Source organism: Methylibium sp. Root1272 (genome assembly GCF_001425905.1).
Classification (GTDB): Bacteria; Pseudomonadota; Gammaproteobacteria; order Burkholderiales; family Burkholderiaceae_C; genus Methylibium.
In genome coordinates this window covers 32,213-44,034 of record NZ_LMDY01000016.1, presented here as the reverse complement: position 1 = coordinate 44,034, position 11,822 = coordinate 32,213, and the positions used below count along the sequence as shown (strand labels likewise).

Sequence of the window (11,822 nt, the reverse complement as noted above, 5' to 3'; positions counted from 1 at the left end):
CGCTCGAGACGAGGCGACGTTTCAGACCGAAACCTGCTGCCGTTTCGAATCGAAACGCGAAGGCGGCGGCGCGCCTTGCACGCCGCGCCAATGCGCGTGGCACCAACATTGCAGCGTGAGTCGCTGGCGATGTGATCCCGCGGCGTGGTGCCGTCATCGCATGGCCGCTCGCACGCGCCCGACCCAAACAACATGACATCGACCGACCGCTGGCTCGCAAGGCTGCTGCCCATGCTGCAGTGGTGGCCGATGGTGAACCGGCGCAGTCTGCGGGCCGACCTGCTCGCCGGACTCACGGGCACCATCATCCTGGTGCCGCAGGCGGTGGCCTACGCCAGCATCGCCGGCCTGCCGCCGGCGTACGGTCTCTACACGGCGATCGTGCCGGTCATCGTGGCCTCGCTGTTCGGCTCGTCGCTGCACCTGGTGTCCGGCCCCACCGCTGCGCTGTCGATCGTCATCTTCGCCACACTCAGTCCGCTGGCCGAGCCGGGCAGCGCCGTCTACATCCAGCTGGCCCTGAGCCTCACGTTCATGACCGGGCTGCTGATGCTGGCGATGGGGCTGGCCCGCCTCGGCGTGCTGGTGAACTTCATCTCGCACAGCGTGGTGATCGGCTTCACCGCCGGTGCGGCCGTGCTGATCGCCACCAGCCAGTTGAAGAACTTCTTCGGCGTCACCGCACCGGCCACCTCGTCGTTCATCGAAACCTTGAGCCTGTTCGCACAGCGGCTGCCGGACACGAACTTCCACGTGCTGAGCGTCGGGGTCGTGACGCTGCTGACGGCCGTGGGCACGCGCGCCTGGCTGCCGCGCGTGCCGCACATGATCGTCGCCATGCTGGTCGGCAGCCTCTATGCGCTGGCGCTCACCACCGTGTTCGGCCCGGCGGCGCACATCGCGATGGTGTCGGCCATCCCGCGCAGCCTGCCGCCGCTGTCGATGCCGATCCCGTCCGGCGAGACCCTGAGGCAGCTGGCACCGATCGCGCTGGCGCTCGCGATGCTTTCGCTCACCGAGGCGGTGGCGATCGCGCGGGCGATCGCGCTGAAGTCGGGCCAGCGCATCGACAGCAGCCAGGAGTTCATCGGCCAGGGCCTCGCCAACGTGGTGGGCAGCTTCGCCTCGAGCTATGTCTCCAGCGGCTCGTTCACGCGCAGCGGCGTCAACTACACGGCCGGGGCGAAGACACCGCTGGCGCCGGTGTTCTCGGCGCTGTTCCTGGTGGTCACGCTGGTGGCGCTGGCGCCGCTGGTGCGCTACCTGCCGATCGCGTCGATGGCGGCGATCCTGCTCGTCGTCGCGTACTCTCTGGTGGATGTGCATCACATCCGCGGCATCCTGCGGACCAGCCGCGCCGAGGCCGCGGTGCTGGGTGCGACGTTCCTGGCCACCCTGTTCCTGCACCTCGAGTTCGCCATCTACGTCGGCGTGCTGCTGTCGCTGATGGTGTTCCTCGAGCGCACCGCCCGGCCGGACATCCGCGACGCGGTCCCGGCGCCGGGCGAGCACAGCTACCACTTCGTGCCGCAGACGACCGAGCCCGATTGCTGCCAGCTGAAGATGGTGTTCATCGACGGCCCGATCTACTTCGGCGCCGTCGATCACGTGCAGCGCCGGCTGCGCGACATCGACGCGGTGAACCCCGGCCACAAGCACCTGCTCGTGCTGGCGCCGGGTGTCAATTTCATCGACAGCTCGGGCGCCGAACTGCTGGGCCAGGAGGCGCGCCGGCGCCGGCAGATCGGCGGCGGCCTGTACTTCCACCGACTGCACCCGTCGGCCGTCGACGTGCTGGAGCGCGCCGGTCATCTCGACGCCATCGGCCGGGAGAACCTGCACGCGATCGGCACGAACGTGATCGACGCCATCTATCCGCGGCTCGACGTGGAGGTCTGCCGCCACTGCCCCGCGCGCATCTTCAGCCAATGTCAGCATGTGCTGCCGAATGGCGAGGCGCGCGAGCCGGCCGCTGACCCGCGATGCTCGGGCTGATCGCCATCGCCACGGTCGTCGGCGTGCTGATCGGCGCGGTGGGCGTCGGCGGCATCCTGCTGATCCCGGCGCTCAACCTGCTGGCGCCGCTGTCCATCCAGGCGTCGATGGCCACGGCGCTCTTCACCTTCATCTTCACCGGCATCGTCGGCACCTGGTTCTTCCAGCGGCGCGGCAGCATCGACTGGTCGGTCACGCTGCCGCTGTGCGCGGGCGGCGCGCTGTTCGGTGCGCTCGGCGCGTGGGCCAATGCCCGGCTCGATGCCCGCCTCTTGGGGCTGATCCTGGCCGTGCTGATCGTGCTGGCCGGCGTGTACACGCTGCTCGGGGGGGGAGCGCGTCGCCGTGCCTGGTTCCATGACCAGCCGCAGCGGCGGCGCGCGCTGCTGTTCGGCATCGGCGCGCTGACCGGCTTCGGCTCCGGGCTCACCGGCGTGGGCGGCCCCGCGCTGTCGGTGCCGATGATGGTGCTGAGCGGCTTCGCGCCGCTGACCGCGATCGGCGCCAGCCAGGTGGTCCAGATCCTGGCCTCGATCTCGGGCAGCGTCGGCCACCTGGCGCACGGCATCGTGGACCTCGAGCTCGCCGCGCTGCTGACGGTGTTCGAGGTGGCCGGCGTGTGGATCGGCGTGCATCTCGCGCACGCCGTCGATGCCGCGCTGCTGCGCCGCGCCGTGGGCGTGCTGTGCATCGTGGTCGGGGCCGGCCTGCTGCTGCGCGCGGTGTAGCGCGCCGGCCGCCCGGCGCTCCGTCAACCGCCGGCAAACGCCGTCAGCGTGCCGGAGATGATGCGGTTGAGCTGCGTCATCAGGCGATAACCCAGCGTGTGGTCCTGCTCCATCAGGCCGAGCAGGCCGGTCCCGTCGATCGTGAGAAAGCTGCAGGTCGTGAGGCAGGTCGCGGTGGCGATGCGCAGGTTGCAGCTCGGCGTGAGCGCGGCCCAGCCGAACACCTCGCCGCGCCGCAGGACGTTGCCGGCACTGGCGTTGCGCTCGCCGTAGCCGACCGCGAGCCGGACCCGGCCGCGCACCAGCACGTAGACCAGGCTGGCCGGCTCGCCGACCCGGTAGACCTGCTGTCCCTCGTCGCAGTGCTGCACTTCGCTGAGCAGCGCGATGCGCTCGAGCTGTCGTGCGGTCAGGCCCTGGAAGAAACCCGTCTGCGCGAGGATCAGGTTCGGTGTCAGCAGTTCGGCGGATTCGTTCGACATGGCCTGCTTTCCGTGGGGTTCACTGAACGCGGTGGAGGTGGTCTAGCTCGTCGCCGGCCGGCGCGCGGTCGCGCTGCCGGTGCAGGCCCCAGTTGCGGCGCCGCATCCAGAGCGCCTTGCGGCCGATGCCCAGCATCGCTGCGAGCTCGGCCTCGCCGTGCCGGTCCTGGTAGAGCAGCACGACTTCCTTGATGTACTCCTCCACCGACAGCGGCAGCCCGCCGCCCAGCGGCAGGTGGGCCTCCTTGGCCGGCAGCGCGAGCGTCTCTTCCAGGTCGGCGGCGCTCAGGATGTCGGCGTCGGCCAGGATCACCGCGCGCTCGATCACGTTCTGGAGCTCGCGCACGTTGCCGGGCCACGAGTGTCGGTTCAGGAAATCCACGAAGTCCCGGTCCATGCCTCGGACCTGGCTGCCGAACTTGCGGCTGAACAGCTGCATGAAGTGGCGGGCGAGCAGCTCGATGTCGGCGCCGCGCTCGCGCAGCGGCGGCACGTGGATCGTGATGACGTTGAGGCGGTAGTAGAGGTCGGCGCGGAAGCTGCCGCTCTCGGCGCTCTCCTTCAGGTTGCGGTTGCTCGCCGCGAGGAAGCGCGTGTCGGTGATGTAGCTCTGCCCCGAGCCGAGCGGGCGCACCTGGCGCTCCTGCAGCACCCGCAGCAGCTTGACCTGCACGTTGAGCGGCATCTCCGAGATCTCGTCGAGGAACAGCGTGCCGCCGCTGGCCTCGCGGATCAGGCCTTCGCTGGCCGAGGAGGCCCCGGTGTACGCGCCCTTGACGTGGCCGAACAGCTCGGACTCGATCAGCTCGGCCGGGATCGCGCCGCAGTTCACCGCGACGAACGGTCGGTGCGCCCGGTTGCCGCCGAAGTGGATGGCCTGGGCCACCAGTTCCTTGCCAGTGCCGCTCTCGCCCTGGATCAGCACGTTGGCCTCGGTGGCGGCCACGCGCTGGATCATCCCCAGCAGGCGCTTGACGCCGTCGCTCTCGCCGATGATGGCGTTCTGCGTGTAGGCCTTGCGCAGGCTGCGCTTGAGCGCCACGTTCTCCATGCGGGTGCGCCGCTCGCCGAGCGCCCGCTCGACGGAGAACAGGAAGTCGTCGTTGTCGAACGGCTTGATGACGTAGTCGTTGGCCCCCAGGCGCAGCGCCTCGATGGCGCTCTCGACCGACGAGAAGCTGGTCATCAGGATCACCTGCGTCTCGGGATTCGCCGCCTTGCTGGCCGCCACGATGTCCAGTCCGCTGGCATCGGGCAGCCGCAGGTCGGTGATCACCATGTCGAACTCGCGACTGCGCAGCTGTGCCAGGCCCTCGCCGCCGGTGCGCGTGATCACGCAGGCATAGCCGGCCCGCTGCAGCAGCATCTCGACGCAGTCGCCGATGCCGTGGTCGTCGTCGATCACGAGCACCTGCTCCGAAGGGCGCCGGTCCTCGGCGGGCGTTTCCCTGCGTGGCTGGCTGCTCATGAGCGCTCCCTGGGCAGCGCGACGCAGAACGTCGCGCCCTGGCTGCCGGTGTGCCGCAGCGTGATGCTGCCACCGTGCTCGTGGGCGATCTCGGTGCTGATCGCCAGCCCGAGCCCGGTGCCGTGCATGCTGGACTTGGTGGTGAAGAAGGGCTCGAAGATCCGCCCCACGGCCTCGGCCGGCACGCCCGGGCCGGTGTCGCCGACCAGCACCTCGACCATGGGGCCCGCCTCGCGCGTCTCGATGCTCAGCGTGCCGCGACCGGCCATGGCCTGCGCAGCATTGACGAACAGGTTCAGGAAGATCTCGCGGATCTGCCCCGTGTTGCCGAACACCTTCAGGCCTGCGTCGCGCCGGTACTGGAGCTCCACGTCGCGGAGCAGGTCGTCCTGGCGCAGCACGTAGAGCGCCTCCTCGATGGCCTCGTCGACCGAGAGGCCGTAGCGCGGCTCGTCGCCGACGCGGGAGAACTTCACCAGCCGCCGCGAGATGTCGAGGATGCGCTTGACGTTGACCGCGATGTTGTCGAAGCCCTTGTCGAGCAGTTCGCGGCTCGGCTGCTTCTCGGACCGCAGGATCTGCACGATGGAGTGCAGCGACGTGAGCGGGTTCGTGATCTCGTGGCAGACGCCCGCGACCATGAAGCCCAGCGCAGCGAGCCGGGCGGTCTGCAGGTCGGAAGTCTGGAGCTGACGCAGGTCGGTCTGGTCGACGACGACGAGGCTCGCACCCCAGGGCGTGCGCCTCAGGAACAAGCGTTCGTGGGCCTGCACGCCCGACGGCAGCATCCGCACGCTGTCGGCCTCCTGCGGCGCGGACCAGGGGGGGCTGCCGCGCAGCGAGGCCAGGTAGTGCGCCGCGCGAGCACGCAACGGCAGGTCGGACGCGATCTCTCCATGACCGTACTCGTCGCTGGCGCCGAGCACTTCGCCGTCTTCACCCAGCATCAGCATCGGCCACGGCGCGGCCGAGAAGATCTGTTCGAACACCTCGGCAAGATCGTAGGAATGGCGCTGGGCTCTCATCGGTATCGGTCAATGGAACAGATGATGGCGGGGCAGGACGGAGCGTATGAGCACGCTGTCGGCGCAGCAATAGAGACCGACCCCCACGCTGCGATCGCCCCCGTATCGAAGGGTGGAACAATCGGTACACCGGCCCCTAGAATCCGGCTGTCGATTGCCGATTGCAGAACGACCGATGATCAAGAACAAGGCCCCCTCCGAAGCAACCCAGCGCGAGCGCATCCTCAAGACCGCGGCCCAGCTGTTCGCGGCACGCGGCTTCCACGCGGTCGGCATCGCGGAGCTCGGTGACGCCGTCGCACTGGGGCGCGGCGCGCTGTATCACCACATCCGCAGCAAGGAAGACCTGCTGTACGACATCAGCCGCGAGTACATCGTCGACCTGGCCGCGCACGCCACCGAGGTGGCGCGCGGCGACCTGCCGCCCGCAGAGCGGCTGGCGCTGCTGGGCGACTACCTGATGCAGAAGATCGCTTCGCACCAGGCCGAGCTGACGGTGTGCTTCCGCGAGGTCCAGTCCCTCACCGGCGAGCGGCACCGCGAGGTGATGGCGCTGCACGCCCGGTACGAGGGCGCGTGGAAGAGCATCCTGGTCGATGGCGAACGCCAGGGCGTGTTCCGCCCCTACGACGCCATCGTGCTCAAGGGCCTGCTGGGCATGTATTTCTACAGCTACCTGTGGCTCAAGCCCTCGGGCCGCGTCGGGCCGAGGCAGATCGCCGAGCGCTTCAACTCGATGGCGCTGCGGGCCCTGGCCGCCTGACACGCCGCCTCCGGCAGGCGGCGTTCAGCGTCTCCCGATCAGCGTGCCGCGCTCGAGATCGGGGAGCAGTTGCTCATGCACCGCGTGGCCTTGGTATCGGGCCGGTCGTCGACGATGAAGCCGTCGCGGTTGGGCATGCGCACGGCAGCCAGCGTCTGCGCGGTCATCACCGCATCGGCGGGCACCAGACCGTTGAGGTGCAGCAGGTAGCCACTGACCGCGTAGGTCTCGTCGTTCGACAGCGACTGCGGCGCATTCATCGGCATCGCACGCCGCACGTAATCGAACAGGATCGGCGCATACGGATACATGCTGCCTGGCGTGAGCACGCGGCGATCGGTCTTGAACGAGCCGATGCCGCCGACCATGGGGCCGAACACCGGCCCGCCGGCCGCAGCGGCGCCGTGACAGGCGGCGCACTTGGCGTCGAACACCGTCTTGCCCGCCGCGACCGAGCCCGACCCGGGTGGCAGCCCCGCGCCGTCGGTGCCGCGTACGTCGATGTTCCAGGCCTGCATTTCCTGCTCGGAGATCGCATGGCCGTGCGGCGATGGTGCCGCTGCGTTCGGTGCGGCGGCCGGCGCCGCACAACCGGCCATCAGGCAAGCGACGGCGAGGCCGCACCACGAGAATTCAGGCGATCGCATTCTTCACCTCCCCTGCCGCATCGATGGACCACGGGAAGATGCCGTTGTGGTGCTGCACGAAACCGGTGATCGCGCGGACCTTCTTGATCTCTTCCACGGTGGGTTGCACATAACCCGTCGAGTCGACGGCACGACTGGCGATCGACGTCGGTCGACCGTCCCATTTCCAGCGCAGCCTGAAGCGGGTCAGGCACTTATCCAGCACCGGCGGCTCCAGCGTCGCCTCCTGCCACGTCCGCCCGCCGTCGAGCGTCACGTCGACGGCGCGGATGCTGCCCTGCCCGGACCAGGCGAAGCCCAGGATCTCCAGTTCCCCGGGCTGCACCTTCATGCCGCCCGACGGCGAGGTGACCACCGACTTGGCCTCCATCGCGAAGCTGAACTGACGCCACTTGCCGTCGGGCATCGGGTCGGTGTAGCGCGCCGTCTCGCTGCGCAGGTTCCAGGGCTGGTCGCCCAGCTTGATGCGACGCAGCCACTTGATGCTGACATTGCCCTCCCAGCCCGGAATGAACAGGCGCAGCGGATAGCCGTTCTCCGGGCGCAGCATCTCGCCGTTGGCGGCGTAGACGATGAGCGCGTCGTCCAGCATCTTCTGCATCGGGATGCTGCGCGCATGCGCCGCTCCGTCCGCGCCCTCGGCGAGCGCCCAGGTCGCACCGGGCATCACGCCGGCCTCCTGCAGCAGCGTCGACACCGGGATGCCGGTCCATTGGGCACACGACAGCATGCCGTGCGTCTGCTGCACCGTCTTCGACGACGCCTTGAGCCAGTCGGCAAGACCGTTGCCGGAACATTCCATGAAGTAGAACTTCGACACCGACGGGTACTTCATCAGGTCGGCCATCGTGAAGACCAGCGGCTGCTTCACCATGCCGTGGATCGCGAAGCGGTGCTCGTCCGGGTTGATCTCCGGAACACCGTTGTGGTGGCGCTCGTAGATCAGCCCGTTGGGCGTGACGGTGCCGTGCTGCTGATGCAGCGGCGTCATGCTCCAGTCTGAGAAGTTCTGCTTGTTGACGAACACATCGGTCCGACGACGCTTCACGTGGGCCTCGAACTTCGACGGCATGCCGTACTCGCTCTCCGGCAGGGCCCGCCCCATCGCCAGGTTGGCGGCGGGCACCGCGAGCGGTGCAGCCACGCTGCGGCCGGCGGCGAGCGCGGTCACACCGGCCGCGACTGCCGTCGCGGAGCGGCCCAGCAGCGCCCGTCGTCCCGGGTCGTGGGTGATGGAACCGCCAGCCTGCAGCTCGGTCCGGGCGGCCTCCATCCAGCGATTGGTGTTCGGATTCTTCATGGTCGTGTTTCCTCGTCGATCCCCTGGACGCGAAGGCCCAGGTGGCAGGTCGTGGTGCATGGCGCACATCAAATTCTGTACCGATCGGTCGGCAGGTTAACGAGCGCGTCCCGTGCCTGTCAAGGCGAACGCGGCCCTCGTTTACCCGGCCGCGGTCACGGCGCGCGCCTCGAGCGGTTCGCTGCCGGCGAGAAGCGTGATACTGTATTTACAACCAGTACCGCCTCCTGCCGTCCAGTGCCCCCATGGTCGAAGCTCTCCTGACCCGCCACCACCGCGCCCGCCTGCTGCAGATCTGGCGCTCTGCAGGCTGGCCCTGCAAGGACGGCATCGAGATCGATCTGCTGGCAGCGCAGTTGCTCTGCCTGCACACCACACCCGAGGGCCGCGACACGTTGCGGCTCACCGCGGCCGGCATCGAGGTGCTGGCCGACGCGCGCCGGCGTGGCGTGCGGGAACTCGGCGCGCACGACCGCCTGGCGCAGAAGTTCGCGGAGCAGTTGATGAGCGGCGGCCGGATCGTCTGGCGCGAACTGTCCTTGCGCGCCGCCATCGACGCGCCACCACCGGAGCACGCCGAGCCGCCGCAGCCCCCCGACGAGTCCGCGCTCTGGAACGACGGGGGCACGGATGTCACCACGCCAGCGAGCGTGTGGCGCATGGCGCGGCCCGATCTCTTCTCGGTGCGCAACACCAGCGTCGAGGCCTACCTGCAGCCCATGGTCCACGAGGTGAAGTTCACGCGGGCCGATCTGCTCTCCGACCTGCGACACGCCGCCAAGCGGCAGGCCTACCAGTGGCTGTGCAGCGAGTGCCACTACGTCTTCCCGGTGGCGGTGGCGCGGCCCGAGGAGATCCCCGACGCCTTCGGCGTCTGGGTGCTGCATGGCAGTCTGGACGACGGTCGCTTCGAGCAACTGCGTCCCGCGCGCCATGCCCGCTGCACGCTGCCCTTCGCGGTCTGGCTGGCACTGGCCAAGGCCACGCCGCTGCGCGGCGACACCGACGGCGCGCAGGCGATGCTGGGCGACGCCTTGCCGAGCCTGCCTTGAGCGAGCGCCAGTACACCGTCGCCGTCCGCGAGCTCTGCGAGTTCGCGGCCAAGCGGGGCGATCTCGATCTGCGCTTCACGCCCGCGCCCAGCGCGCTGGAGGGCATGGCCGGCCACGCGTTGGTGGCCACCCGCCGCGGCCCGGGCTACCAGACCGAGTTGAGCCTCAGCGGCGATCACGGTCCGCTGCATGTGCGCGGCCGCGCCGACGGCTACGACCCGGCACGGCAACGGCTGGAGGAGGTGAAGACCTTCAAGGGCCGGCTCGAGCGTCAGCCCTCCTCGCACCGCCACCTGCACTGGGCCCAGGCCAAGGTCTACGGCTGGCTGCTGTGCCGTCAGCAGGGTCTGTCGGCGCTGGACATCGCGCTGGTCTATCTCGATGTGGGCAGCCAGCAGGAGACCCTCTTCACCGAACACTGCACCGCCGCCGAACTGCAGCGGCATTTCGAGCAGCAGTGCGAGCGCTTCCTGGCCTGGGCCGCGCAGCAGCTGGCGCACCGCGAGGCACGCGACGGCGCGCTGCAGGCGCTGGCCTTTCCGCTCGACGGCTTCCGCGCCGGCCAGCGCCCGCTGGCCGAGGCCGTGTACAAGGCGGCGACCGCCGGGCGCTGCCTGCTCGCGCAGGCCCCCACCGGCATCGGCAAGACCCTGGGCACACTGTTTCCGCTGCTCAAGGCGGCACCGGCGGCGAAACTGGACAAACTGTTTTTCCTGGCGGCCAAGACCTCGGGCCGCCAGCTCGCGCTCGACGCCCTGGACCGCCTCGCCGGCGGCGCGCAGCCGCTGCGGGTGCTGGAACTCGTAGCCCGCGACAAGGCCTGCGAGCACCCCGACAAGGCCTGCCACGGCGAAAGCTGCCCGCTGGCCCGCGGCTTCTACGACCGGCTGCCGGCAGCGCGCGCGGCGGCGCTGGCGCCGTCCGCGGCACGCGTGGTGCTGCACCAGGCCCGGGTGCGCGAGGTGGCTCTGCAGCACGAGGTCTGCCCCTACTACCTGAGCCAGGAACTGGTGCGATGGGCCGATGTGGTGGTGGGCGACTACAACTACTACTTCGATCTCGGCGCCCTGCTGCACGGCCTGACGCAGGCCAACCAGTGGCGCATCGGGCTGCTGGTGGACGAGGCGCACAACCTGGTCGAGCGCGGGCGCAGCATGTACACCGCCGAACTGCGCCCGGACACGCTGGCCGAGGCGCGCCGCTCGGTCACGGCGAAGGCCTTTCCGACGGTGAGGAAGGCGCTCGACAAGCTGCGGCGCTGCTGGACCGCGTTCGACAAGGAGCAGGCCCTTCCCTACCAGGTCCATGCCACGTTTCCTGCCTCTCTGCTCCATGCATTGCAGCACTGCAGCGGCAGCCTCACGGACCACTACACCGAGCACCCGGCGACGCGCGACGCCGCGCTGCAGGCGTTCTACTTCGAGGCCCTGCAGGTTCTCCGGCTCGCCGAACTGCTGGACGCCCATTCGCTGGTCGATGCCAGCCGGCCTCCGGCGGCCACCACTGCAGCGCCGGGCCGCACCGCGCCGTCGACGCTCTGCATCCGCAACCTCGTGCCCGCGCCCTTCCTGGCACCGCGTCTGGCCGCCGCCCACACCGGCACGCTGTTCTCGGCCACGCTGCAGCCCACGCACTACTACGCCGACCTGCTGGGCCTGCCCGCCGACCACGCGTGCGTCGACGTGGGCTCGCCGTTCCAGCCCGACCAATTGCGTGTCGAGATCGCGCGGCACATCTCCACGCGCTACCGGCACCGAGCGGCGTCGCTGGACCCTATCGTCGAGCTGATCGCCCGCGAGTTCGAGGCGCAGCCGGGCAACTACCTCGCGTTCTTCAGCAGCTACGACTACCTGCAGCAGGTGGCCGATCGCCTGGCGGTGCGCCACCCGAGGCTGCCGAGCTGGCGCCAGTCGCCACGCATGTCGGAGGCCGAGCGGCGACAGTTCCTCGATCGCTTCACCGACCACGGCGCGGGCGTCGGTTTCGCGGTGCTCGGAGGCGCGTTCTCGGAAGGGATCGACCTGCCCGGTCGGCGCCTGATCGGCGCCTTCCTGTCCACGCTCGGCCTGCCGCAGGTGAACCCGGTCAACGAGCAGATCCGAGCTCGCATGCAGGCGCTGTTCGGCAACCGCCACGGCGACCACTACACCTACCTCTACCCCGGCCTGCAGAAGGTGGTGCAGGCCGCGGGCCGCGTGATCCGCACGCCCGACGACCGGGGCGTCGTTCACCTGATCGACGACCGCTACGCACGGCGCGACGTCCAGGCGCTGCTGCCGGCCTGGTGGATGCTGACACCGAGCCAACGCCTGCAAACGCAAACCTATCCTTTCGGGTAGTGCCGTTTGCCGGCCGATGCGGA

Annotated in this window: 10 protein-coding genes; 5 read left to right on the top strand and 5 right to left on the bottom strand. The window is 69.5% G+C overall.

Translation table 11 applies throughout. The features are described from left to right. The first annotated feature begins 192 nt into the window (after positions 1–192). Positions 193–1,995, top strand: a complete 1,803-nt coding sequence (locus ASC67_RS15760; protein WP_056323355.1) for a SulP family inorganic anion transporter — start codon at positions 193–195, stop codon at positions 1,993–1,995. Then, positions 1,983–2,723 (top strand): sulfite exporter TauE/SafE family protein, encoded by a 741-nt coding sequence (locus tag ASC67_RS15755; RefSeq protein WP_056323350.1) that lies wholly within the window; start codon positions 1,983–1,985, stop codon positions 2,721–2,723. Before ASC67_RS15760 ends, ASC67_RS15755 begins: the two co-directional genes overlap by 13 nt. A 23-nt stretch (positions 2,724–2,746) precedes the next feature. Here ASC67_RS15755 and ASC67_RS15750 read toward each other — a convergent pair whose 3' ends face one another. The 3 genes from ASC67_RS15750 to ASC67_RS15740 are packed head-to-tail and all read right to left on the bottom strand — an operon-like array spanning position 2,747 to position 5,698. After that, positions 2,747–3,205: a cyclic nucleotide-binding domain-containing protein gene (locus ASC67_RS15750; RefSeq protein WP_056323347.1), complete on the bottom strand. Its 459-nt coding sequence runs from the start codon at positions 3,203–3,205 to the stop codon at positions 2,747–2,749. Positions 3,206–3,224: 19 nt separating this feature from the next. Beyond that, positions 3,225–4,673 (bottom strand): sigma-54 dependent transcriptional regulator, encoded by a 1,449-nt coding sequence (locus ASC67_RS15745; protein WP_056323342.1) that lies wholly within the window; start codon positions 4,671–4,673, stop codon positions 3,225–3,227. After that, complete coding sequence (locus ASC67_RS15740) at positions 4,670–5,698, bottom strand: sensor histidine kinase (protein WP_056323339.1); 1,029 nt, start codon at positions 5,696–5,698, stop codon at positions 4,670–4,672. The genes ASC67_RS15745 and ASC67_RS15740 overlap by 4 nt, the downstream gene beginning before the upstream one ends. A 175-nt stretch (positions 5,699–5,873) precedes the next feature. Here ASC67_RS15740 and ASC67_RS15735 point away from each other — a divergent pair, with 175 nt between their 5' ends. Beyond that, entirely contained in the window at positions 5,874–6,461 is a 588-nt protein-coding gene (locus tag ASC67_RS15735; RefSeq protein WP_056323335.1) for a TetR/AcrR family transcriptional regulator, read from the top strand. Positions 6,462–6,499: 38 nt separating this feature from the next. Here the strand turns inward: ASC67_RS15735 and ASC67_RS15730 are convergent, their stop codons facing one another. Continuing rightward, positions 6,500–7,108, bottom strand: coding sequence for a c-type cytochrome (locus tag ASC67_RS15730; RefSeq protein ID WP_056323329.1), 609 nt, complete (start codon positions 7,106–7,108; stop codon positions 6,500–6,502). Beyond that, positions 7,095–8,408: a sulfite dehydrogenase gene (soxC, locus tag ASC67_RS15725; protein WP_082536054.1), complete on the bottom strand. Its 1,314-nt coding sequence runs from the start codon at positions 8,406–8,408 to the stop codon at positions 7,095–7,097. Before soxC ends, ASC67_RS15730 begins: the two co-directional genes overlap by 14 nt. Positions 8,409–8,653: 245 nt before the next feature. On the opposite strand from soxC, the gene ASC67_RS15720 reads away from it, so the two are divergent. Together ASC67_RS15720 and ASC67_RS15715 are read left to right on the top strand one after the other, a co-directional pair. Continuing rightward, positions 8,654–9,460, top strand: coding sequence for a hypothetical protein (locus tag ASC67_RS15720; RefSeq protein ID WP_056323324.1), 807 nt, complete (start codon positions 8,654–8,656; stop codon positions 9,458–9,460). After that, entirely contained in the window at positions 9,457–11,799 is a 2,343-nt protein-coding gene (locus ASC67_RS15715) for an ATP-dependent DNA helicase (protein WP_056323321.1), read from the top strand. Before ASC67_RS15720 ends, ASC67_RS15715 begins: the two co-directional genes overlap by 4 nt. The last annotated feature ends 23 nt before the right edge of the window (positions 11,800–11,822 follow it).